Annotated in this window: 18 protein-coding genes and 1 pseudogene; 11 read left to right on the plus strand and 8 right to left on the minus strand. The window is 66.5% G+C overall.

The features are described 5' to 3' along the window. Positions 1–38 precede the first annotated feature (38 nt). The gene (locus tag ACOOF5_RS09410; RefSeq protein ID WP_420438471.1) at positions 39–1,742 is read left to right on the plus strand and encodes an ABC transporter substrate-binding protein; all 1,704 of its coding nucleotides are present in this window, start codon (positions 39–41) and stop codon (positions 1,740–1,742) included. Positions 1,743–1,905: 163 nt separating this feature from the next. Here ACOOF5_RS09410 and ACOOF5_RS09415 read toward each other — a convergent pair whose 3' ends face one another. Beyond that, positions 1,906–2,043 (minus strand): hypothetical protein, encoded by a 138-nt coding sequence (locus tag ACOOF5_RS09415; protein ID WP_420438473.1) that lies wholly within the window; start codon positions 2,041–2,043, stop codon positions 1,906–1,908. A gap of 494 nt (positions 2,044–2,537) precedes the next feature. Between ACOOF5_RS09415 and ACOOF5_RS09420 the strand changes: the two genes are divergently transcribed. From ACOOF5_RS09420 to ACOOF5_RS09430, 3 genes are all read left to right on the plus strand, one after another. After that, positions 2,538–3,869 carry a hypothetical protein gene (locus ACOOF5_RS09420; RefSeq protein WP_420438475.1) on the plus strand — a complete coding sequence of 444 codons (1,332 nt, stop codon included), beginning with the start codon at positions 2,538–2,540 and terminating at the stop codon, positions 3,867–3,869. A gap of 23 nt (positions 3,870–3,892) precedes the next feature. Beyond that, the gene (locus ACOOF5_RS09425) at positions 3,893–4,024 is read left to right on the plus strand and encodes a hypothetical protein (RefSeq protein ID WP_420438477.1); all 132 of its coding nucleotides are present in this window, start codon (positions 3,893–3,895) and stop codon (positions 4,022–4,024) included. A gap of 116 nt (positions 4,025–4,140) precedes the next feature. Then, positions 4,141–4,473: a hypothetical protein gene (locus tag ACOOF5_RS09430; RefSeq protein WP_420438479.1), complete on the plus strand. Its 333-nt coding sequence runs from the start codon at positions 4,141–4,143 to the stop codon at positions 4,471–4,473. A gap of 150 nt (positions 4,474–4,623) precedes the next feature. On the opposite strand, the gene ACOOF5_RS09435 is transcribed toward ACOOF5_RS09430, so the two are convergent. Next, positions 4,624–6,225 carry an FAD-binding oxidoreductase gene (locus tag ACOOF5_RS09435; protein ID WP_420438481.1) on the minus strand — a complete coding sequence of 534 codons (1,602 nt, stop codon included), beginning with the start codon at positions 6,223–6,225 and terminating at the stop codon, positions 4,624–4,626. A 116-nt stretch (positions 6,226–6,341) separates the two neighbouring features. Continuing rightward, positions 6,342–7,589 carry an acyl-CoA dehydrogenase family protein gene (locus tag ACOOF5_RS09440; RefSeq protein ID WP_420438483.1) on the minus strand — a complete coding sequence of 416 codons (1,248 nt, stop codon included), beginning with the start codon at positions 7,587–7,589 and terminating at the stop codon, positions 6,342–6,344. 70 nt (positions 7,590–7,659) lie between these two features. Here ACOOF5_RS09440 and ACOOF5_RS09445 point away from each other — a divergent pair, with 70 nt between their 5' ends. Continuing rightward, entirely contained in the window at positions 7,660–8,703 is a 1,044-nt protein-coding gene (locus ACOOF5_RS09445) for an LLM class F420-dependent oxidoreductase (RefSeq protein WP_420438485.1), read from the plus strand. A gap of 133 nt (positions 8,704–8,836) precedes the next feature. Beyond that, positions 8,837–9,256, plus strand: coding sequence for a YbaK/EbsC family protein (locus tag ACOOF5_RS09450; protein WP_420438487.1), 420 nt, complete (start codon positions 8,837–8,839; stop codon positions 9,254–9,256). Between the two features lie 53 nt (positions 9,257–9,309). Here ACOOF5_RS09450 and ACOOF5_RS09455 read toward each other — a convergent pair whose 3' ends face one another. Next, positions 9,310–11,682: an MMPL family transporter gene (locus ACOOF5_RS09455; protein WP_420438489.1), complete on the minus strand. Its 2,373-nt coding sequence runs from the start codon at positions 11,680–11,682 to the stop codon at positions 9,310–9,312. A gap of 400 nt (positions 11,683–12,082) precedes the next feature. On the opposite strand from ACOOF5_RS09455, the gene ACOOF5_RS09460 reads away from it, so the two are divergent. Next, positions 12,083–14,065: a 5'-nucleotidase C-terminal domain-containing protein gene (locus ACOOF5_RS09460; RefSeq protein WP_420438491.1), complete on the plus strand. Its 1,983-nt coding sequence runs from the start codon at positions 12,083–12,085 to the stop codon at positions 14,063–14,065. A gap of 360 nt (positions 14,066–14,425) precedes the next feature. On the opposite strand, the pseudogene ACOOF5_RS09465 reads toward ACOOF5_RS09460, so the two are convergent. Further along, positions 14,426–15,766, minus strand: a pseudogene (locus ACOOF5_RS09465) (Ppx/GppA phosphatase family protein); the annotation flags it as partial. Between the two features lie 288 nt (positions 15,767–16,054). On the opposite strand from ACOOF5_RS09465, the gene ACOOF5_RS09470 reads away from it, so the two are divergent. Then, the gene (locus ACOOF5_RS09470; RefSeq protein WP_420438493.1) at positions 16,055–16,465 is read left to right on the plus strand and encodes an acyl-CoA thioesterase; all 411 of its coding nucleotides are present in this window, start codon (positions 16,055–16,057) and stop codon (positions 16,463–16,465) included. Positions 16,466–16,605: 140 nt separating this feature from the next. On the opposite strand, the gene ACOOF5_RS09475 is transcribed toward ACOOF5_RS09470, so the two are convergent. The 3 genes from ACOOF5_RS09475 to ACOOF5_RS09485 form a co-directional block, all read right to left on the minus strand. Next, entirely contained in the window at positions 16,606–17,391 is a 786-nt protein-coding gene (locus tag ACOOF5_RS09475) for an SDR family NAD(P)-dependent oxidoreductase (RefSeq protein WP_420438495.1), read from the minus strand. Between the two features lie 223 nt (positions 17,392–17,614). Next, positions 17,615–17,938, minus strand: coding sequence for a hypothetical protein (locus tag ACOOF5_RS09480; RefSeq protein ID WP_420438497.1), 324 nt, complete (start codon positions 17,936–17,938; stop codon positions 17,615–17,617). Positions 17,939–17,948: 10 nt separating this feature from the next. Next, positions 17,949–18,164, minus strand: a complete 216-nt coding sequence (locus tag ACOOF5_RS09485; RefSeq protein WP_420438499.1) for a hypothetical protein — start codon at positions 18,162–18,164, stop codon at positions 17,949–17,951. A 451-nt stretch (positions 18,165–18,615) separates the two neighbouring features. Here ACOOF5_RS09485 and ACOOF5_RS09490 point away from each other — a divergent pair, with 451 nt between their 5' ends. The 3 genes from ACOOF5_RS09490 to ACOOF5_RS09500 all read left to right on the plus strand — a co-directional run bounded on the left by ACOOF5_RS09490 (position 18,616) and on the right by ACOOF5_RS09500 (position 22,818). Continuing rightward, complete coding sequence (locus ACOOF5_RS09490; RefSeq protein WP_420438501.1) at positions 18,616–19,647, plus strand: zinc-dependent alcohol dehydrogenase; 1,032 nt, start codon at positions 18,616–18,618, stop codon at positions 19,645–19,647. Positions 19,648–19,811: 164 nt separating this feature from the next. After that, positions 19,812–21,362, plus strand: coding sequence for an acyl-CoA carboxylase subunit beta (locus tag ACOOF5_RS09495; RefSeq protein ID WP_420438503.1), 1,551 nt, complete (start codon positions 19,812–19,814; stop codon positions 21,360–21,362). A 205-nt stretch (positions 21,363–21,567) separates the two neighbouring features. Beyond that, positions 21,568–22,818 carry an acyl-CoA dehydrogenase family protein gene (locus ACOOF5_RS09500; protein WP_420438505.1) on the plus strand — a complete coding sequence of 417 codons (1,251 nt, stop codon included), beginning with the start codon at positions 21,568–21,570 and terminating at the stop codon, positions 22,816–22,818. Positions 22,819–22,830: the final 12 nt, after the last annotated feature.

Consider the following 22,830-nt stretch of genomic DNA (forward strand, 5'->3'; position numbering starts at 1 on the left):
CGGCCGTGGGCGCGGGATGGCAATCAAGGGGGAATTTCATGACCGGATCACACCGGCGGTTGTGGCGCCTGTTGGCGCTGCTGTTCGCGTTCTCGCTCATCGCAGCTGCATGCGGTGGCGGTGACGATGATGCAGACGACGATGGCACCACCGATGCGGGCACGCAGACGGCCGATGACGACATGTCTGATGACGACATGTCCGACGACGACATGGCTGACGAGGCCGAGCCCGAAGACGAGGGCTCGATCGGCGGCGGCATCACCCAGGAGGCGCTCGAGGAAGACGCCGCCGAAGGCGACGGCGACATGTCAGACGGGGACATGGACGACGGCATGATGAGCGTCAACATCGACGACTTCAACCTGGACACCATCGACGGCATCTGGGAGCTGGCGGCTGCGCAGCGAGAAGCCATTGTGGCCAATCTCACCGCGGGCATCGAGGCTGGCGACTACGGCGTCGGCGACGACGGCATCCTGCGGGGCCCGTCGGGATTCGAGATCGACATGAACGAGTGCCCGGCCGACTGGTCGAACACCACCGGCATCACCGAGGACACGATCCGGATCGGCCAGACGACCGTGAAGTCGGGCAATCTGGCCGCATACGGCGACATCACCGTCGGCTGGGAGAACTACTACGAGTTCGTGAACGAGAACGGCGGCGTGGACGGCAAGGAGATGGTGCTGATCTCCCGTGACGACGGTTACGTCGCAGCCCAGACCATCGAGTTCATCGACGAACTGATCGAGTCTGAGAACGTCTTCGCGCTGCACACGCTGGGATCGCCGAACACGCTTGCCGTGTACGACCAGATCAACGACGAGTGCATCCCGCAGGTGATGGTCGCAACAGGTCACCCGGCTTGGGGCGATCCGGTGCACCACCCTTGGACCACGGGCATGCAGATGTCGTACTCGACCGAGGCGATCCTGTGGGGCAACTGGATCAGGGACAACCTGGCCGACGAGCTGCCGGTGAAGGTGGCCGGTCTGGTGATGGACAACGACTTCGGCCTGGCTTACGAGCTGGGCTTCCACGCCTATGCCGAGGCCAATCCTGACGTGGTCAGCGAATTCGACGCAGTGCGTCACGACCCGGCTGCGCCGACGCTGACCAACGAGGTCACCACGATCGCCGCTGGAAGCCCCGACGTGTTCATCTCCATGACTGCCGGCAACCCGTGCTTGCTCGCCATCCAAGAAGTCGACAATTCGGGCCTGCTCGACGACCTGTCGGTTGCGTTCACCCCGTCGGTCTGCAAGGCCGTGGCGGCCTACATGGCGCCAGCCGGCGATTCTGCAGACGACTGGTGGATCGTGGGCGGCGGCGTCAAGGACTCCACCGACCCGAAACATGTCGATGAGCCGTTCATTTCGTTCCTGCGCGGTGAGCTCGCAGACCGGGGTCTCGATCCCGAGATCTCGCTGCTGGGCACCGGCTACTACTTTGCTTACCCGCACACCGAGGCGGTCCGGGTGGCGGCCCAGTTGCCCGGTGGCCTGAGCAGGACGAACTTCATCTTGGCTGCACGGTCGCTGGACATCTACCACCCGCTGCTGCTCGACGGCATCAACTTCGCTGCCGACGGCGCTGTGGACGGGTACTACATCGAAGGCTCCGACTTCAGCCAGTACGACGCCGGGGAGCAGACGTGGGACATCGTCGGCGACATCGTCGACGTGAACGGCGGCTCGCCGAACTGCGCCTGGGACAAGGACAACGGCGGCTGCCGCTAGGCAGACGGCGCGTCAGAGTCAGCGGCTGCCGCTAGGCGGGCGTTGAACATCTGACTCAGCAACACAGGCGGCCGTCGCCGCCGGGAGCAATCTCGGCAGCGGCGGCCGCTTGTCGCGTCTGGGGTTCGTTGTCGCCAGGCGGTCGAGTCCCCACGCCGTTGGTTCAGGCGTCGGTGTGGCGTCGGCATTCCGTCTCGGCTTCGGCGTCGAGCGTGACGGTGGTGAGGGTGTCGCGTGCTGCGTGTGTGTTCCACAGGCGATGTGTGCCGCCGGCCCGGGCACGCTCTTGCCGGCGATCCAAACGGTGGAGGCGATCCCGGTGAGCGAGCAGGGCGCGCTTCGGCCCGTTCTCGCTGCGCTAAGAGGCCGTAGCCGGATTCGGCCTGCTGGCCGGTGCTGACTCGGCCGCAGCACACGGACGGTGTCGCGGTCCCGGCAACCGGACTCGTGTCTGTCATGCCCAGGACCTGCCGGTATTCCTTCGTTTTCTAACACACTGACGCGAGGCCGTCAAGCTGTCTCAGGCATCAGCGCGGTCCGCGACTCGTACTTGTGCGCCCGCGACCGCAAACCCCTGTAGCCGTTGAGAGATCGCGGTCTCAGCGCCGCGTCCTGCCGACGCCGCGCCGCCTGCGCTGCGCTGCGTGCCGCCATTCGATCGCGGCGGGTGGAAAACGAAGGATTCGCGGCAGCGCCGGCCCTCACGGACGGCACCAGTTGCATGGGTCCCCCCGGGACGGACGGCGCAGCCGCGGATCACCCAAATCCGCTGCGACCCACCGGAGGCACCCGCCGATGTCCAACAGACTCACCACAGCGCTGCTCGCGCTGCTCACCTTCGCCGCCGCCATGGTGATCGTGCCGCTCGCGACCCCCGACGACGCCGGCGCGGACACACGCACCAAGACCGTGCAGCGCTGCTCCTATGACCCATTCGCAGGCCGCCAGTGCTGGACCGAGACCGTCAACGTCTCCCACGTCCACCGCTGCGGCGCAGGCCTGACGGGCACCTACCCGAACTGCTACCCCATCCCGCCGGTGACCCAGCCCGTGTGCCCAGCAGGCATGACCGGCACACCCCCCAACTGCTACCCGCCGCCGCCCGCCACAACCGAACCGCCGCCACCCCCGACAACTGCGCCGCCTCCGCCCACGACGCAGCCTCCGCCCACCACGACCGTCTACGTGCCGCCCACGACGACCACGACAGCCCCGCCGCAATGCCCCGCCGGGGAGACTGGCACACCCCCGAACTGCCAGAAGGCGGAATGCCGCGCAGGCCAGACCGGCACCCCACCCGACTGCAAGACCGGCCGCGACCCGACGCGATGCGCCACGGGCTATCACCGCAACGGGAGCACCTGCCACGCCAACCACGACTGGACCAAGATCCCCTGCGGCACCGGCACATGGACACCCCATGTCGGACACACTCCCAAGCAGCAATCCCCCTGCGAAGACGACAAAGACGACGAGGACCGCTGGCTTCATGCGTGCAGACACATCGACATCATCATTTTCGGCGGCGTTCCCCATGCTCACGACGGCTTGGCTTGTCACGACAGCGCACCCCCAGACCATCACTGCGGACAAGGGGAGCACACGCACGACGGAAAGAACTGCCATTCCCAAGAAACCGTGCACCCAGAAACCAATGAAATCGACACCTTCGCAAACCTTGTGATCGAGTCATACGAGGTGCGGATAGAGGCCACGCAACAAGTCGTCTGCACTCTTGGCACGGGCGGTATCGCCGCCAAAGCGGCTAAAGAGTTGATCAACGCAGGCGCGAAAGTTTGGGGATGGATTGCCGGCGCTGTCCTCGAGCAAGAGCTTCCAGGCCCCTGCGACGCGCTCTATGAGCGCATTCAAAAGCAAGTCAGAGACCTGATCGAGGACGGCCGCCTACCGGGCACCGGAGACGACGACCAAGACGACGAATCAGATGACGATTCAGACTCCGACGACGACAGCTACACCCCGTACGAGAACGATGATGGGAAGATCGATGCGGACGGCCGCGCGCGTGCTGAGGAGCAATGGCGGAAAGGCAACCTGCCGACCGCCGAATTCAAGAAGATCAACCGCCGTTATGAGTGCGACACCTACGGTCGGGAATGCGAATGAGCGCCAAGAGCTACTCTGAACCCATGACAGTCCCTCCTGCGGGCGGTATCCGCGTGCCCGACACCCCCCAACGGCTGCTGCGGTTGCTCGCCGTGCTCGCTGTCTCTTGGCAGCTGTTGGGCGATGGAGCACCGAGAAATCTGGTGAACCCGTGAGCACCGCAGAGAAGCCGGCCGCTCAAGAGCCGCAGGGAGCGCGCAAAGGAGTTTGGCGCAAAGGCATCTTGACCAGAGAATTCTGGCGTAAGGGTCCAATGGGCATCCTTGCGGGGGTGGCATGTCTGATCTACGTCTACCTCCACGTCCATTTCGGCAGGGTCGAGACCCCTTGGGGCGTCGTGTCGGGTGTGCCGTTCATGCTCCTCAAGTTGGCACTCATGTTGGCATTGGCTGTTGCGTTGTACCCCTTTGCCGGACGGTTGGAATTCTGGTGGCAGCGCCGACGCAGGACGGCCGTAGTGATTGGCGCTGCGTTGGTTTTGCTGTCCTATTGGCTCCCCGCGGGCTGGGATCTTCTGATACTGCTGGTGCTCATGATTGCCGGGGCTTACGAGTGGGTCAAGCTCCGCGGTCGCAGTTGGGTTGCTATGAAAGAGCGCCAATAGGCGCCGACTTGCGGAAACGCTCAACGTCCCCGCCGAAGAGGCCACGAGCGCTGCACCCGCGAGTCCCGCGGTGACGGCAACTCACGTAGTCGCGTGCGCCGCTTCTGTCCAAGCGATCTCCGATTTGATCTCAGACTTCGGCGTCGCTGATCAGGGGTCGATGAGGACGCCGGGGTTGAGGATGCCGTTGGGGTCGAGGCGCTTCTTGGCGGCCCGGACGGCCTCGGCGAACAGCTCCGGGCGCTGGCGGTCGTAGGCGTCGGGTCGGTGCATGCGTCCGACTGCGTGGTGGTGGGTGGCGGTTCCGCCTGCGGAGACCAATGCCTCATTGGCGGCGTCTTTGACAGCCTGCCACTGCTCAAGCTCCCCGCCTGGGGTGCCCATGCCCGACCACGTGTAGTACGGGGCGGGACCGTCGGTGTAGACGTGGGTGAACCGGCATGACAGCGAGTGGTGCTCACCGAACACCTCGGCCAGCACAGCACCGACCTTCTCGCGCACCACGGCATCGAATTCGGGCCACTGGTCCCAGGTGATTGCGGTCTCAAACGTGTCGTTGATGAGGCCCAGCGAGGTCTCCACGCCTTTGCCGACGCCGATGAACGCGTTGCGCCAGGCACCGACGGCGCCGCCGCGCCCGGTCGGGGTTCCCGTCCCGTCGTCGATCTGGATCTCGTCGTCGGGCACATGCCCGTCGCAGCCTCGGGCGATCTCGACGGCCTGGGCGATGTTGTGGCGCTGTGTCAGCTCGGCCGATTCGAACGACACGATCACCAGCGCATGCTCGCCGTTCATGCCCGCCGCTCGTCCGGCTTCGGCCGGGTCGAGAATCCGCAGGTTGGCAGGCCACATCTTTGCCTGGACGAGGCGCCGCACAGCGTCGTAGCCGGCTTCCCACGACGGGAAGGTGATGCCGGCGGTGGCGCGGAACGTGGGCCGCTTCTGGATTCGCATCCATGCCTCGGTGATGATTCCGTAGATGCCTTCCGAACCGATCACCATGCGGTCGGGGCTCGGGCCGGCGCCCGAGCCGGGCAGCCGGCGCGATTCCCACCAGCCCGACGGCGTGATCATCCGAGTCGACTCGACGAACTCGTCGATGTGGGTGTGGTTGGTGGCGTAGTGGCCACCCGAGCGAGTGGCGATCCAGCCGCCGAGTGTGGAGAAGCGGAACGACTGCGGGAAGTGGCGCAGCGTGTGCCCGCTGGGCCGCAGCTGGTCCTCCAAGTGAGGTCCGAACACGCCGGCCTGGATGCGAGCCGCCCTCGACACGTCGTCGATCTCAAGCACTTGGTCGAGCTGGTCCAGCGAGATCACCACGGTGGGTCCGCGGTCTTCGGGAGGCGTGAGGCCCCACACCACCGAGGATCCGCCGCCATAGGGCACGGCGATGTAGCCGTTGGTGTCGCACCAGTCGAGCGTGGCCTCCACCTCGGTCTCGTCGCGGGGGTGCGCTACGACATCGGGCGGGTTCGGGAAATCCAGGTTGAAGGCCCGGACGCGCTCGGTGAAGTGGGCGCCGTAGGCGTAGCGGGCTCGGTCGTAGGTGCTCACTGAGCACCAGCCGGCTACCGAGTCGGGAATCGAGATGCGCGGCGGTCGCAGGTCGGCATCATCCACCGACGGGACCGGCTTGGCCACGATCTCGGTGCCGTACTGGGCCGAGAGCTTCTTTGCCAGATCGGCCCTTTCGGCGTCGGTCGGTTCCTCCGATTCCAAGCACCACGCCCAGAACGACTTGCGGTCTGCCATTGCTCATGCCTCCACGTGCGGGACCGCCAACCTAGAGGCCGGGTTGCCCGCGGGCGCAGCTAACCGCAGCAGTCCGGCTGCGTACGGACGCTGGCGCCTGCCGCGGCGCCAACCTGTCAATCGTCTGCGAGCAGCGCCCTGCTGATGACCAGTTTCTGAATCTCGCTCGTGCCCTCGCCGATGATCATGAGCGGGGCGTCGCGGTAGTAGCGCTCCACCGGGTACTCGGTGGAGAACCCGTTGCCGCCGTGGATGCGCATGGCATCCAGCGACAGCTCGGCCGCGGTCTCCGACGCGAACAGCTTGGCCATGCCCGCGGCCAGGTCGACCCGCTCGCCGGCATCGGCTTTGCGGGCGGCGTCGTAGGTCATCAAGCGCGCAGCGTGCAGCTTGGTGGCCATCTCGGCGATCTTGAAGGCGATTGCTTGGTGCTTGGCGATGGGCTTGCCGAATGCCTCTCGCTGCTTCGCGTAGGCCACTGCGGCGTCGTAGGCGGCTTGGGCAACGCCGACGCCCCGGGCGGCCACATTGATGCGGCCGAGTTCCAACGCTGTCAGTGCCCAGCGCAGGCCGTTGCCGATGCCGCCAGTGCCATCGAGCCCGGCTCCGTCGAGACCGTCGCCGCCGAGCACCCGGTCTGCCGGAACCCGGTGATCCACATATGACATCTCGACGGTCTCCAGACCGCGGTAGCCGATCTTGTCGATCTTGCGGCTGACGGTGATGCCGCCCGAGTGCTTGCCCGGCGTCTTGTCCACCAGGAAGCAGGTGATGCCCGAGCTTCCCGACGGATCTCCCTCGGGCACCCGCGCCAGCAGCGCCACGATGCCCGCACGCTCGCCGTTGGTCACCCACATCTTCGTGCCGTTGATGACGAATTCGTCGCCGTCTCGTACCGCACGGCAGCGCAGAGCACCGGCGTCGGAGCCGCTGTCGGGCTCAGACAGCGAGAAGCAGCCGCGCAGCTTGCCGGTCGCCATCTGGGGGAGGGATCGGTCTTGTTGGGCGTCGGTGCCGAAACGGGAGATGAGCTTGGCGCAGATGAGGTGGCTGTTGACGATGCCCGCCAGCGACATCCACCCCCGCGAGAGCTCCTCGATCACCCGGGCGTAAGTCACATGGTTGAGATCGAGCCCGCCGTACGATTCGGGGATCGTCGCACCGAATAGGCCGAACTCCTCCATCTGTTCGGCCATCTCGGTCGGGTATTCGTCGGCCAGCTCCAGCGCTGAGGATCCAGGCACGACCACCTCGTCCACCCAGCGGCGCAGCGTGTCGATCATCTCGTCGGCAATCTCGTAGTCCTCGCCGGCGGATCCGCTGTCGGACATGGCGTCCGCATCTGCGGGCAGAGCGTCGCTCATCGGTGACCCTGACGATGTTGTGGCCTTGCTATTACCATGCAACCGACCTCGAGGCAGACGGAGTTAGAAGATGAAGATATCCATGGCAATCGGCGCAGGCGCGAGCTTGGACCCCAAGCGACTCAGTCAGCATGTTGCCGACCTCGAAGCGGCCGGCGTCGACATGGTGTGGGGCGGCGAGGTGTATGGCTTCGACCTCGTGTCGACCCTGGCATTCGTGGCCGGCAAGACCGAGCGCATGGAGATCATGTCGGGCATCTTGCCGGTCTACTCCCGCAGCCCAACGATCTTGGCCCAGACCGGCATGACAATCGACACGCTGTCGGAAGGACGATTCATCCTGGGCCTGGGCACATCGGGTCCCCAGGTGATCGAGGGCTGGCACGGCGTGCCGTTCTCCAAGCCGCTCGGCCGCACCCGTGACGTCATCGAGATCTGCCGCAAGGTGTGGTCCGGCGACCGGGTGGTTCACGACGGCAAGGCCATCAGCCTTCCCTACGACGGGGGCACGGGCTTGGGCAAGCCGCTCAAGCGGATGGGCAAGCCGTTCCGCACCGACATCCCGATTGCGGTGGCCTCGATCGGACCTCGCAACGTCGAGCTGACCGCAGAGCTGGCCAACGTGTGGCAGCCGATCCACTTTCTGCCCGAGAAGTTCAACGACGTGTGGGGCGATTCGCTGGCAGCGGGCGGCGCCCGCCGTGCCGACGACTTGGGCGATCTGCAGATCGTGGCCGGCGGCACCGTTGCGCTGGGCTCAGGTCCGATGGTCGATGCGGTCCGCAAGGGCGTGCGCGACAACGTGGGCTTCTACGTCGGCGGCATGGGCGCCCGCGACAAGAACTTCTACAACGACCTGTTCAAGCGGTACGGCTACGTGGACGAGGCCGAGAAGATCCAGGACCTCTTCCTGACCGGCAAGCGCGATGAGGCATTCGCTGCGGTGCCCGACGATTACGTCGACCGTGCCAGCCTGACCGGCGATCCCGAGCGGGTGCAGGAGCGGATCGAGGTGTATCGCTCGGTCGGTGTCAACTACCTCGACATCACCGTTCCGCCCGAGACCGAGAACCCCCTCGAGGTCATCTCCCAGGTCAAGGCCTGGGCCGAGTAGCTCCACGGCGAAACGACAGACGGCCAGTCACGCCAAACGGAGTACCTCGTCAGTGGCGACCGGCAGCGGTAAGCCCAATTCGGCGCGCCTGAGCGCACGGGAACGATTCCTGGCCGGGGCCGAAGCAGCGGGGATGGCACCGGAGATTCTCCGCTTTCCCGAAGGCACCCGTACCGCCGAGCAGGCAGCTGCGGCGGTCGGCTGCGAGCTGGGCCAGATCGTGAAGTCGCTCGTCTTCTTGTGCGACGGCGAGCCGGTGCTGGCTCTGACCTCGGGCGCGAACCGGGTTGATACCGACCGGCTCGGTGCCCTGCTGGTCGGTGCCATTAGCCGGGCCGACGCCGACGCGGTGCGAGAGGCAACCGGCTACGCCATCGGCGGCACGCCGCCCTTCGGCCATGCCCGTCAGCTGCGGGCAGTGGTGGACCGGGCGTTGCTGGGCTACGCCGCCGTCTGGGCAGCCGCGGGCACCCCTGACACGGTGTTCGAGCTCACCCCGGAGCAGCTGGTGCAAGCCAGCGGCGCCGAGGTCGGCGACTTCGCCGCCGATTGAGCCGGGCACTCCAATAGTTGGAGCTCGTCCCTGTAATCGGCCTGCGAGGCGGATCAGACCCTGCCGCCACCCGATGGGATGGCCGAGTCTGAGGCGCCGGTGGTCGCCGAGTCGGGTGCCCGTTCGGGCAGTTCCCCCTCGACTCGCAGGTTGGGGATGATGCGGTCGAGCCAGGCGGGCAGCCACCAGTTGCGGGCGCCGAGCAATTCCATCGTGGACGGCACGATCAGCATGCGCACCACGGTTGCGTCGAACGCGATGGCGGCCGCCAGCCCGAATCCGAACAGCTTGATGACCCGGTTGTCCTCCAATACGAAGCTGCCGAACACCACCACCATGATCGCCGCTGCGGCAGTGATGACCCGCGCCGTTGCAGCGAGACCGTCGGCGACCGAATTGACCGGATCGCCGGTGCGCTCGTATTCCTCTTTCATGCGCGACAGCAGGAAGACCTCGTAGTCCATCGACAGGCCGAACAGGATCGCGAACAGCATCATCGGGATGAACGGCTCGATAGGCGCCCCCTCGATGCCGAACAGGCTGCCCAGCCATCCCCACTGGAAGATCGCGACCACGACGCCGTAGGCAGCACCAATCGACAGCATGTTCATCACCACCGCCTTGAGCGGCACCACCAGCGACCGGAACACCGCCATCAGCAGCAGGAACGAGGCGCCGAGCACTGCGGCGAAGAAGATCAGCATCCGCTGCGCGAGGTAGTCGCTGAAGTCGATCCCGAACGCGACGTTGCCGCCGAGGTTCGCCGAGACCGCCGTCCCAGCGAGTGCGGCGGGAATCACCTCGCCTCGCAGGTGCTCGACCAGGTCTTCGGTGGCAGCGTCCTGCGGGCCGGTGGTCGGCTGCACACGGATCAATGCGGCACCGCCGTCGGGGCTCGGCATCGGCGGCGACGCCATCGCCACACCGTCGGTGATGCGCACAGCGTCGGCGACACCCGCCAGCGTCGAGAGGTCGTCCGGCTGCGGGGTCTCGGCGACGATGAGCAGCGGTCCGTTGGCGCCGGGGCCGAAGCCCTCAGCAAGGAGGTCATAGGCCTGACGGGTGCCGCTGTCGGCAGGGAAATTGCCCTCGTCGGAGAATCCCAGCCGCAGGCTCAGCACCGGTGCCGCCAGCAGCAACAGCAGAGCACAGCCGCCGAGCGCACCCAACCATGGCCGCGCCTGCACCACGCGGCTCAGCCGATACCACGCGGTCTCGCGCAAGGCCTTGGGGGGTCGTTGCTGTATGACGCTGCGCAGACGATTGCGGTCCTTGGCGAACGAGCTGGCGATAAGCACCGCGACTGCAGCAGGAATGCCCGCCAGCAGCGGCATGATGCCCAGACCGAACCCCAGCAGCGCCAGCGCGACCAGCGCCGACGCGGCAATGCCCCGCACTCTGATGGTGCCCAAGCGCGCGCCGACGAGTCCCAGTACTGCGGGCAGCAGCGTGATCGATCCCGCCATGACGATGGCGACGGTCACCGCTGCGGAGATGCCCAAGCCTGAGATGAACGGCAGCCCCACCAGCAGCAGGCCCAGCAGCGACAGCACCACGGTGGCGCCTGCGAACACCACCGAGCGCCCGGCCGAGTCGAGCGCCGCTCCCACCGCGTCTTGCAGATTGAGACCCTGACGAGTCCATTCGCGGAACCGGTTGATGATGAACAGCGCGTAGTCGATGCCGACGCCGATGCCGATCATGACGCCGATGGTCGACGCGAAGTCGGGAACTGTCGTGATGTTGCTGATGATCACGATGCCCATGGCGCCGATGCCCACGCCCAGCAGCGCAGTGCCGACGGTCGCCCCCATCGCCACCACCGAACCGACTGCTGCGATGAGCACGAAGATCGCGAAGGCGAGACCGATGGCCTCGGTCTCGGGAGGCTCCTGCTCGGACAGCCACGCGCCTCCGATGTGCACCTGCACGCCGGGGAGCTCCCGCAGCCCGCTGGCATCGATGAGATGGTCGATGTCGGCGCTCAGCGCCACGGACTCGTCGACGTTGAAGTCGGGAGCGGTCTCGATGTCGGCGTAGGCGATGCGCCCGGCCGCCGCCCCGGTGGTGGCGATGCGGTGAGCGCCCTCGGCGTCGTAGGGGGATCCGACCGAGACATCGGCAATGGCGTCCACCTCAGCGAGCAGCTGCGTCATGGCGGCCCGAACCTGGGGGTCCTCGACTCCGTCACCGGTTCCTGCGGCCTCGAGGACAATCGTCCCGCTGACGCGCGAACCGACGCTGCCGAAGTGTTCTCCAAGGATGTCGCCGGCCCTGCCGCTCTCGGAGTCGGGGCTGGAGATCTGCGCACCGAATGAAGGGCCCAGCCCGCCCGCGATGACGCCGAGGACGACGGCGGTCACCAGCCACGCCGACAGAACCCGCCATGGATGGCCGAAGCACCATTTCCCGAGCGACTGGTACATGAACGTGTCCTTGAGGTTTTGAGGGAGCGCGACACATGCTGTGTGGCACTGCTGCAGCACCAAACGGCTCGAAGGTCGCAGCGGCGATCGGCCTGCGCGGATTCCGACCGGCGCTGCCGGCCCAGAGTCCAGACCCAGCGCTCGGAGGGGTCAGCCGAGCAAGCTACCGGCCCGCGCGTGCCCTCAGTACGCAGTGCGACCCGTTCGTGGGGTGAGTGTGCCTGCCCGTCTCGGCATTCTCGGGCTCGATCACTACCTCACGCCATGCGACCTCGCCATCAGGTGGACGCGAGACTGGGCGCAACACAACGCAAGGGGGCCGCAGGTGGCCGTGCCATCGATGAGATTCGATCATGATCGTCGGCGTCCGCGGTTGCGCCGGTCGCGTCGCTTCGGCGCGGTGGCGGCCGTGCTGCTGGCGGCACCGCTGGTTGCGACGCCCGTCTCGGCGCAAGCCGGCGAGGTGGAGGATCCGGTTGCTGAGCCGACGCTGATCTCCTCCGAAGCGGGCGCGAGCGTGACGCTCACGGTCTTGCACAACAATGACGGCGAGTCGAAGCTGCTGGGTGACGCCGAATCTGGCTTCCCGGGTGTCGCGAGGTTCGTCGCCGCGATGCGCGAACTGCAGGCTGCCGCCGCCGAGGCCGGGCCCGTGGTGACGCTGACGTCGGGAGACAACTTCCTGGCATCGCTGGAGCTGGGCGTGTCGCTCGACCGCGAGGGGCCGATGTTCGACTCGGTTGCGCTCAGCGGTGTGTACGACGCCATGGCGCTCGGCAACCACGACTTCGATTTCGGGCCTGACGTCACGGCCCGTTTCATCGAAAGCTTCGACCCGCCGATCCCGTTCCTGAGCGCCAACATCGATGTCTCGGCCGAACCGGCCCTCGCAGCGCTGGCAGAGCGCGGGCTGGTCGCACCGTCGACCGTGATCGAAGCTGACGGTGAGCGCATCGGCGTTATCGGTGCGGTAACACCGCGGCTGGGAAACATCTCGAGCCCGCGCAACGTCGTCGTGAGCGCTGTGCTGCCCGCTGTGCAGTCCGAAGCCGACCGGTTGGTGGCAGACGGGGTCAACAAGCTCATCCTGGTCAGCCACCTGCAGGACGTGAGCGAAGAGGTGGCACTGGTTGGCGAGCTCACCGGCGTGGATGTGGTGATTGCCGGCGGCGGCGATGACCTGCTGGCCAATCGCGGCGACACGTGCCAGCCCGACGAAGAACCGGTCTGGCCGTACCCGATGTGGGTCGACGATGCATCGAGCACCCCGGTGCCGGTGGTCACCGCTCCGGGCGGCTACCGCTGCATCGGCAAGCTGGAGGTGACGTTCGACGCAGACGGGAACGTCACCGTGGCGACGGGCTCGTCCATCGGCGTAGCGCTCGACCGCGAACCCGATCCCACAGTTCAAGCCGATGTCGTCGAACCGCTGACATCGCAAGTTGCACTGGTCGACAGCACCCAGATCGGCACGAGCGAAGTCGACCTCGAGGGCCGCAAGCCGGTTGTGCGCACCCAGTCGACCAACATCGGGAGCCTCATGGCCGACGCCTTGAGGGTTCGGGGTGCGCACCTTGCCGCGGGTTTCGGCGTGGAAGCTCCCCTCGTGGCCGTCACCAACGGTGGCGGGCTCCGCAATGACTCGGTGATCGGGGCCGGACAGGTCACCGTCGGCACCACGTGGGACATCGCGCCGTTCAACAACGTTGTCGTCGTGGGAACCGTGGATCGGGCCACGCTGGTCGAGCTGCTCGAGCGGGCGTTGAGCGCGCTGCCAGGTGCGTCAGGTCAATTCCCGCACGTCTCCGGCATGAGCGTTGCCTATGACGCCGACGGTGCCGCTCAGGGCATCGACCGCGACGGCGACTGTGAGCTCACCGAGCCCACTGGTGGTCGTGTGTGGTCGGTCAAGTTGGACGACGGCACCGAGATCGTGCGATACGGGAGCGTGGTGGACGGCGACCCAGTCACGATCGCAACGGTTGATTTCTTGGCCAACGGCGGAGACTGCTACCCGCTCGGCGACATCGGCTTCACTCGGCTGGGCATCACCTACCAGCAGGCCCTCGCCGAGTACATCGCCGAAGACCTCGATGGGGTGATCAGCGCCGAGCAGTACCCCGCTGATGGTGGCGTCCGCGTCCGCGAGGCACCTGAGTGGGACGTGTACTACTCCTACGAGGTCCGGCCGGGCGACACGTTGCGTCAGATCGCTTGGCAGTTCTTGGGCGGTCCGGAAGATTGGCCGGTGATCTTCGAGGCGAATCGAGACAGGCCCCAGCCGTTCGGGCGGGCGCTCACAGATCCCGACCTCATCCATATCGGATGGTCGCTGCGGCTCCGCCATCCGCTGGTGGGATTCAACTACAGCTGCGGCTGCTGAGCTCGGCAGCGAGCGTCTGACTTAGGCCGGTGCACCCTCGACGGCAGCATTTGCGCGAGGCACGCCCGTCATCGTGTCTGCGGCTCCGGTCACACCATTCGTCGGGTGAGTGGCCCTGCCAGACTCGGCCACTTCGACGTCGATCACCACCGAGCGTCCCGCGACCGCTTCGAGCAACTCGCTGCGGGCGCCGGCGGTGAAGAGTTCGACCGAGGTGTCGACGTCGGGCGCCACGCGCGCAATCAACCGCAGTTCGCCATTGAGCTGCCCACCGGACGGACCGGGCTTGTCTGCGACGCGTACCCGTGTGACAACTTGGCGGTTGGAGCGGTCCAGGCCGATGGCGACGCGCAGCATTGCTGCCATCCATCGCACCTTGTTCTTGTCAGCGGAGCTGAGCGAGGCGAAGTCGGTGTGCTTGGACTTGGGTGCGCTCTTGCGGTGGTAGCGAGCGACCTGGGCGATGATCTCGATCTCGCGTTCGGTGAATCCGGTGAGATGCTCGCTGTTGCGGATGATGTAGTAGCTGTGGCGGTGGTGGGCGCTGTGCGAGATGAAGATGCCCACGTTGTGCAGCAGCGAGGCCGCTTCGAAGAGCTCCCGGTCCTCGGGGCCGAGCCCATGCAGCGGGCCCAGCCCGTCGAACAACTCGAGCGCCAGGTCGGTGATGTGCTCGGCGTGGCGCAGGTCCTCGTGGTAGCTGTTCGCCACGTACATCACGCCCGAGCGCCGCAGATCCTTAAGCCGGTGAAACGGGTCGAGTTCCGGAGCCGTGGCGCGCCGGATCTGTTCGAACAAGATGCCCTCGCGCAATGCGAAGTCGGACACTTCCATGCGCTCGATGCCCAGCTGTTCGAAAATCTCTGACAGCAGCAGGGCGCCGCCCACGATGATGTCGGCCCGGCGTTCCTCAAGCCCTTCGATGGCGAGCCGGCGAACGGGCGTTGTCGCAGCGACCAGTTCCGCGGTCACCGATCGCAGCTCCTTGGCCGTGAACGACAAGCGTCCGGTGCGACTGTCTCGGTCGCCGCGCCGGATCGCGCACATGCGCGCCAAGGCAGTGATGGTCCCCGACGAGCCGACCGCGGTCTCGAACCCGAGCCTGCTGATCTCCGCGGGAAGGTGACCGAGGAATGACTCGATGTAGCTGCGGCACTCCCGTACCGAGCGCTTGCGCGTGCGGCCCTCGGGGAAGAACCGGTCGGTCAGCCGGATCGCGCCCAGCTTGAGGCTGCGCAGCAGCAACGGTTCGGTGCCGTCGCCGATGATGAACTCGGTGGATCCGCCGCCGATGTCGATGATCAGGTGTCGCTTGTCGAGCAGCGGAACGGCCCCCAAGACGCCGAGATGGATCAGCCTGGCTTCCTCGAAGCCCGAGACGACCTCGATGTCCACGCCGGCCTCCGAACGCGCCCTTTGGGTGAATGCATCGCGGTTGTCGGCCTCGCGCACCGCGCTGGTGGCCACCGCAGTGACGGAGTCCGCGCCGGCGTGGTCCGCGATGCGGCGCATCCGACCGAGGGTGGCTACGCCCCGGTCGACTGCCTCAGGTTCGAGACGCTTCATGTCCTCGGGTCCGGAGCCGAGCCGCACTGGCTCGCGCTCGCGGGTCACCACCTCGAAGTGGCCGTCAGCGTCGACCGATGCGACGACGAGGTGGAACGAGTTCGTCCCGACGTCGATCGCCGCGATGATGCTCACGTGCCGTAACGCTAGGGCGCTGGTAGGAAAAGGGCTCCGGCTAAAGCAGCAAGCCGCTGACCTGCGGATTTGCAAGTGGGAAATGCCGGAAATGCGACTTTCGGACCACGCTCCTTGGGGGAGGGCGATGTGTCGCTGAAGCCGGTCGCGACCTGTCGAGCTGTGGTGAGCCGTCCGCGGCGGCAGTCGCGTCTCGTCGACCCGGCGCAGGCCGGAATAATCGCCGTCATCTGATCGCCTGGTGCTGATGGACGACGGCGGCGTTTGTCGCGCTCTAGCGTTGCCCCGATGGCGACCCATGCGACCCAGATTGTGCCGCGATTCGGCGAGCTGGACCCGTACAACCACGTCAACCACGCGGTCTATGTCGCCTATTTCGAAGCAGCCCGCTGCTTGGCGCTGGAATCGGCCGACCTGGCGCTGCCGGACCTCTCGGACCAGAACGTGCAGATCGTGGTAACCAACTTGGAGGTGCGGTTCCGGGAACCCGCCACGGCGAGGGACACTCTGCGGGTCGAGACCGAACTTGCGGAGCGCCGTCGTGCCAGCACGCGATGGCAGCAGCGGATCATCCGCGAGTCTGACGATGCGGTGCTCGTGGAGGGTTTCCTGAAGGCGGCGATCTGCGACAACGACGGCAAGCCCCGCCGCCCGCCGCCCGATCTGATGGACAAGCTCGGCGCGCTGACCCCCGGCTGACGAGGCGCGCAGTTTTGTGCGCCCGCTGCGGAGGCGGCAGGTCCCTCTGCTCCCGCGATCCAGCAGGTCGCAACGTCGCAGAGTTTCCTGCCGCCTCCGCAGCTATGGCATCCGTGTCGAGGGGTTCGAATCCCCAGGTTTCAGACCACCGGTGACAGACCGCCGTCGATGTTGATCGCGGTGCCGGTGACGTAGCTGGCGGCGTCGCTGGCGAGGAACAGGGCCAGGTTGGCGAATTCTTGGGCATCGCCCATGCGACCGGCGGGAATGCGATTGCCGATCGATGCGGTGAATTCGTCGAATGTGGTGCCGGCCCCCTCCCGCTCCCAGCGCGTGCGCCACTGATGAGTGACCAGCAGCCCGGTGATGAGCGCGTTTACCAGGACTCCGTCGGCCGCGAACTCTGACGCGAGGGCCTTGGTCATCGCCATGCCTGCGGCGCGACTCGCCGAAGTGGGGCATGTCTGCGCTGCGGCGGCCTTCGCCCCGACGTTCAGCGAGTTGATGATGCGGCCCCAGCGCTGGTCGCGCATATGCGGCAGGCACAGCCGACACAGACGGATCGCGGAGAAGAGCTTCAGATCGAGATCGTCCTGCCAGTCGTCGTCGCTGATCTCGAGGAACGGCCGGGCGTTGGAGGTTCCGGAGTTGTTGACGAGGATGTCGATCGGCCCGCACGCGGCGACCGCCTCGGAGTGAGCGCGAGCAAGCTCGTCGGCGTCTCTCACGTCGGCAGAGATGGCTGCGTGGGCGCCGTCGGGGTTTGCCGCCTGCAGGGCGGACAGGGTCTCGTCTAGCGCTGATCGGTCGCGGGCAACCACTGCCACGCAGCCACCTGCAGCGGCAAAGGTCTCGGCCATGGCGCGGCCCAGACCTCGGCTACCGCCCGTGATGAGTGCTGTGCGGCCATCGAGTCTCAACTCCATGGCCGCACCCTATGAGGCTGACCCGCGCGGCGTAGCCGCAGCGCGCCGGAGCGGGCCACACCAAGGACGGGGCGCCGAGCCCAGCAAGGCCGATGCCAGCACGCTCAAGCACAGCAACAGCTTTCCGGCCCTTCGCCTCGAAGTCGAGAGTTCAGCCTCGGCGGAGACCGTAGGGGGTTTCCCCGAATCCGCTGAGGACGCCGCTTGGTCTGTGGGGAGGGGCTCAGCCGGGAGAATTGGACGCGTCGGCGGCCGGCGCACAGGTCGCCAAAGACTTGTGCAGCGCAGCCAGCCGCTGCCACTCGTGTTCGGGAATGTCCCGGTTCTTGTCGTACGTGCTGTAGACCTCGGCGTAGTTCGGAGCGCCCCCGGCCGCGAGCACCCGGTCGATCTCAGCAGCGGGAACGGCGACTCGCCCGTCAGGATCGGGACCACCCACGATCTCGCCCCACTCGATCATGCAGTAGATGTCGAACAATTCGACCCCGAGTCGATCCGCAGCTTGCCGAGCACGGATCGGGCGATCGTCGCTTGTCAGATGACGCATGGTGGGCGGCCTAGCCATCCTGGTCCCCGTTCATCTCCAAAATGTCCGCGAGTTCCTCCCAGAGCTTACGTGTGACCACCGTGATCGCCCGGTCGACGAGAACCTGCTCACTCTCGCTCTGAACTGCGTCAGCAGCAATGTCCAACGCCTCGAGCACCCACTTCGCCTCGTAGCGCGTGAGCCAGATGCCCTCGGGAAGGAGTGCGAGAGTGCCCGGCGGAATCACGAAACACAAATATATCAACAAATACTAAAAAGGAATAAAAAATATGTAAATGTCGACAGCACTAGGAGGCTGTTGAGCAATTCCCGAATCACCCTTTCGGGTCGAGCAAAACCGCAGGTCAGAGACTTGCCGTCGGTGCCGAAACCGAATAAATCAGCAGTCTCCTAGACGCATTCACGCCCGACGAGCTTCCCGAATGCGTACTGAGCGGCGACAGCCCGTAGTGCCGCGACGAAGAGCTGATCTCGATCGTGCCCTGTTGAGCCGCGCCCGGTGCTGCCTCGCGCCGATGTCATGTGCCAGCCCGTGTCGATGAGCGAAAACGTGCCGTGGCCAGTCGGCTCGATCGCTAGCCGGAAGATCCGGCTGGTGCACAGGCCACGACGGTGTCGTGCGCTGAATCTGGGCGCTGGCCCGGCGCAGATTGCGGGGGTTGCGCGACGATGTGCGGATGCGTACGGGATTGGTGACGGGCAGGGAACAATTCGAGCTGCGGGAGGTTGACGAGCCGACGCCAGGGCCGGGCGAGGCGCTCGTGGAGATCTCGCTCTGCGGGATCTGCGGCAGCGACGTGCACGCCTATGCGGAGGGTTGGCCCTACGCGCCTGGCATCTGCGGGCACGAATGGGTCGGCAACATCGTCGCCACCGATGCCGACGTTCGGGTAGTGGACGTCGGCGACCGCGTCACGGGCGGGCTGGCGCCGGGCTGCGGTCGGTGCCCCGAGTGTCGGGCTGATCACCCTGCCTACTGCGCGACGGCGCGCTCGTACTACATCGGCGAGAAAGCGCCGGTTTCGGGCGGCTTCGCACCGTTCATGGCAGCAAGCGCAGATCGGCTGGTACGTGTGCCCGACGAGCTCACCGATGACGATGCTGCGGTGATCGAGCCTGCCTCGGTAGCGCTGCACGCGGTGCGTCGCAGCCGCTTGCGGGCCGGCGACGTGGCGTGCGTGGTGGGCTGCGGTCCGATCGGACTGCTGGTAGCGCAGTGTGCTCGCCTCGCAGGCGCAGGGACGGTGATCGCGATCGAGCCAGACGCCCAGCGGCGTGACCTCGCGCTCAGCCTCGGTGCCGATATCGCAGTCGAGCCCGGTGCGCCGATGCGAGAGGCAGTGAACGAGACCACGGCCGGCTTGCGTGCCGATATCGCCTTCGACTGTGCCGGCATCCCGCAGACCATCCAGCAATCGGTGGACATGGTGCGCTACGGCGGCTCGGTCTGCATCGTCGGCGTCACGGGCAGCGATGCCACGATCCGGCCGAACCGCTGGCTGTTCAAGGAGGTCTCGGTGGACACCTCGCTGGCCTTCACCATCGACGAGATGCGTGCCGCGGCCGGCTTCATCGCTGACGGCCGGATCAGTGTGACGCCGCTCGTGAACGGCACGCTCACCCTCGACGAACTGCCTCAGGCGATCGACGATCTCGCCGCTCGGCGCAATACGTCCATCAAGCTTCTGGTGGATCCCACCGCCGGCTGAACGAGGGGCGCGGCGGGTCGCGCACAGCCATGCGCAGCACTCCCAGGCGTGCTGCCCGGCGCCCTGCGGCAGTGTTGGAACTGGGCACGTACGCTCTTCGGCGGTCGGCGTTATGAAGGCGAACGACCGCCACCGGGCCGAATCGGGTGGCGGCGGGGGTTGAGATGAGCTGGGAGCCGGAGATTGCCGAGCTGAGGCGTCGCGAGGCGTTCGCCGAGGCGCTGGGTGGGCCCGACAAGGTCGAGCGGCAGCACTTCTTCGGCAAGATGACCGTGCGCGAGCGCGTCGACGCGGTGGCCGACAAGGGTTCGTTCCACGAGATCGGCAAGACTGCCGGCGTCGCCGAGTACGACGACCACGGCAACCTCGTCAATCTGACGCCGTCGAATTTCATCTTCGGCCTTGCGCGCATCGACGACCGTCCGGTGATCCTGTCGGGTGACGACTTCACCGTGCGTGGCGGCTCGTCGGACGCCACGATTCCCGAGAAGCGCAACGCTGCAGAGTCGATGGCCTACGAGATGCGCCTGCCGCACATCCGGCTGGTGGACGGCATGGGCGGCGGCGGCTCGGTCAAGTCGATCGAGATGGCCGGCCGCACCTACATCCCCGAGCTGCGCGGCTGGGACGTCATTGTGAACCACCTCTCGGTGGCGCCGTCGGTGTCGCTGGCGCTGGGCTCGGTGGCTGGCATCGGCGCCGCTCGGGTGGCCACGGCGCACTACTCGGTGATCGTGCGTGACACCGCGCAGATGATGATCGCTGGCCCCGCGCTCGTCGAGCAGGCATCGCTGGGCGATCACGGCAAGGAAGAACTGGGCCACGCCGACATTCACACGGCCAACGGCGCCATCGACGACGTGGTCGACAGCGAAGCCGAGGCTTTCGAATGCGCACGGCAGTTCCTGTCGTACCTGCCTTCGAACATCGACGAGCTGCCCGAGCGGGTGTTGAGCGGCGACAGCCCGCAACGTCGCGACGACGAGCTGATCTCGATCGTGCCCCGTGAGCCGCGCCGGGTCTACAAGATGCGCTCGATCATCGAGTCGGTCTGCGACCAGGGCAGCTTCTTCGAGATCGGGCGCCGCTGGGGGCGCTCGCTCATCACTGGCCTGGCACGTCTCGACGGGTGGCCGGTGGCGATCTTCGGCGAGGATCCCTACGTGTACGGAGGCGGCTGGACTGCGGATAGCTGCCGCAAGCTGATCCGCCTGCTCGACACGGCTTCCACGTTCCACTTGCCTGTGGTGCACCTCGCCGACTGCCCGGGCTTCTTGATCGGCAAGGAGTCAGAGGAAAGCGGGACGATTCGGTTCGGATCCGCTGCTCTCGCCGCGCTGGGGCAGCTCACAGCGCCGTTCGCCTGCGTCGTCATACGCAAGGCCTTCGGGGTCGCGGGTGCCGCCAACAACAAGCCGGGCGCCCGTAGCTACCGGGTTGCCTGGCCGTCGGGCGACTGGGGCTCGCTGCCCATTGAGGGCGGCCTCGAGGTGGCCTACAAGCAGGATCTCGCCGACAGCGATACGCCTGACGAGTTGCTGTCTGAGATCCGGGATCGGCTCAACAGTGTCCGCTCGCCGCACCGCTCGGCGGAGTTCTTCGAGATCGAGGAAATCATCGACCCCCGCGACACCCGTCCGGTGCTGTGCGAATGGGTCGACCTCGCCCGCCGCTCGCTGAAGCCAGGGCCGAGTACGTTCGGCTACCGGCCGTAGCCGAACCATTGGGCACGGCGGCTGCCGGCCATAGCCGAACCATTGGGCACGGCGGCTGCCGGCCATAGCCGAACCATTGGGCACGGCGGCTACCGGCCGTAGCCGAACCGTTGGACGCTGCGGCTGCTGGCCCTGAGCCTTCCCACCTGTCGCGTGGCAGACTCAGCGGCGAGCTGAGCTGTATCTCGAGCAGGGGAGCGCGACGATGGATCCCACCTACACCGAAGAGGCCGAGGACTACCGCGAGAAGATCCAGGCCTTCTTGGCCGAGCACCTGCCGGCCAACTGGAGCGGCATGGGCTCGCTGGACGAAGACGCCCGCGAGCAGTTCGTGGAGGAATGGCGGGCCCTGCTGTCGGAGAATCAGCTGCTGGCCGTGTCGTGGCCGGTTGAGTACGGCGGCGCCGGGCTCAGCGAAGTCGAACGGGTGGTGCTGGCCGAGGAGTTCGCGAAGGCCGGCGTTCCCGTCGGCGGCGACAACGACGGCTTCAGCATCACGATGGTCGGCAACGCCATCATCGAATGCGGCACCGAGGAGCAAAAGCGCCACTTCCTGCCCAAGATCATCTCGGGCGAGCACCGCTGGTGCCAGGGCTACAGCGAGCCCGACAGCGGCTCAGACCTCGCCAACCTGGGCACGCGTGCCGTCCTCGACGGCGACGAATGGGTGATCAACGGCCAGAAGATCTGGACCTCCAGCGGCCACACCGCCAACTGGATCTTCGTGCTGTGCCGCACCAACCCCACCGAGGCCAAGCATCGCGGCATCTCGTTCCTGCTGGTCCCCGTGGAACAGCCCGGCGTCGAGATGCGGCCGATCATCAACATCAACAACCGCCACGACTTCAACGAGGTGTTCTTCACCGACGCCAAGACGGCGAAGGAGAACGTGGTCGGCGATGTGAACGACGGCTGGCGGGTGGCAAACGTGCTGCTCGGCTTCGAGCGAGGCCACGGCGCCACCACCGATGCGCTCCGTTTCCGAAACGAACTTGACCGAATCACTGCGGTCGCTGTCGAGCGAGGCGCCACCGCCGATCCGCTCGTGCGCCAGGACCTCGCCCGGGCGCACGCCAAGGTCGAGATCATGAAGTGGATGGGCCAGCGCAACGTGACGAACGTGCTGGCCGGCGAACCCCCCGGTCCGGAGTCGTCGCTGCACAAGCTGCTGTGGAGCGAGTATCACCACTGGGTCACCGAACTCTCGCTGGACTTGCTGGGCATGGAGGCGACCGCGCCTAGCGGCCATCCCGCCGTGAACGGCATCAACACCGACGCGGTGGGCGCGGACTTCTCCTCGCTGGCGTGGGTGCAGACGTTTATGGGCGCCCGACCCGGGACGATCTATGCGGGCACCTCGGAGGTGCAGCGCAACATTGTCGGCGACCGGGTGCTCGGGCTGCCGCGCGAGCCACGCGCCGACGGCGGTCCGTGGAACGAGATCGGCAAGAACTAAACGGGTCAGAAC

It is taken from the genome of Candidatus Poriferisodalis sp. (assembly GCF_965214215.1).
GTDB lineage: Bacteria > Actinomycetota > Acidimicrobiia > Acidimicrobiales > Poriferisodalaceae > Poriferisodalis.

What these genes read in the sequence shown, in the direction of transcription:
- ACOOF5_RS09410 (WP_420438471.1), top strand. Translation starts at nt 39, where the DNA reads ATGACCGGATCACACCGGCGGTTGTGGCGCCTGTTGGCGCTGCTGTTC.
- ACOOF5_RS09435 (WP_420438481.1), bottom strand. Translation starts at nt 6,225, where the DNA reads ATGGCAGACCGCAAGTCGTTCTGGGCGTGGTGCTTGGAATCGGAGGAA.
- ACOOF5_RS09470 (WP_420438493.1), top strand. Translation starts at nt 16,055, where the DNA reads ATGGCGACCCATGCGACCCAGATTGTGCCGCGATTCGGCGAGCTGGAC.
- ACOOF5_RS09445 (WP_420438485.1), top strand. Translation starts at nt 7,660, where the DNA reads ATGAAGATATCCATGGCAATCGGCGCAGGCGCGAGCTTGGACCCCAAG.
- ACOOF5_RS09425 (WP_420438477.1), top strand. Translation starts at nt 3,893, where the DNA reads ATGACAGTCCCTCCTGCGGGCGGTATCCGCGTGCCCGACACCCCCCAA.
- ACOOF5_RS09495 (WP_420438503.1), top strand. Translation starts at nt 19,812, where the DNA reads ATGAGCTGGGAGCCGGAGATTGCCGAGCTGAGGCGTCGCGAGGCGTTC.
- ACOOF5_RS09475 (WP_420438495.1), bottom strand. Translation starts at nt 17,391, where the DNA reads ATGGAGTTGAGACTCGATGGCCGCACAGCACTCATCACGGGCGGTAGC.
- ACOOF5_RS09490 (WP_420438501.1), top strand. Translation starts at nt 18,616, where the DNA reads ATGCGTACGGGATTGGTGACGGGCAGGGAACAATTCGAGCTGCGGGAG.
- ACOOF5_RS09420 (WP_420438475.1), top strand. Translation starts at nt 2,538, where the DNA reads ATGTCCAACAGACTCACCACAGCGCTGCTCGCGCTGCTCACCTTCGCC.
- ACOOF5_RS09450 (WP_420438487.1), top strand. Translation starts at nt 8,837, where the DNA reads ATGGCACCGGAGATTCTCCGCTTTCCCGAAGGCACCCGTACCGCCGAG.
- ACOOF5_RS09480 (WP_420438497.1), bottom strand. Translation starts at nt 17,938, where the DNA reads ATGCGTCATCTGACAAGCGACGATCGCCCGATCCGTGCTCGGCAAGCT.
- ACOOF5_RS09440 (WP_420438483.1), bottom strand. Translation starts at nt 7,589, where the DNA reads ATGAGCGACGCTCTGCCCGCAGATGCGGACGCCATGTCCGACAGCGGA.
- ACOOF5_RS09455 (WP_420438489.1), bottom strand. Translation starts at nt 11,682, where the DNA reads ATGTACCAGTCGCTCGGGAAATGGTGCTTCGGCCATCCATGGCGGGTT.
- ACOOF5_RS09500 (WP_420438505.1), top strand. Translation starts at nt 21,568, where the DNA reads ATGGATCCCACCTACACCGAAGAGGCCGAGGACTACCGCGAGAAGATC.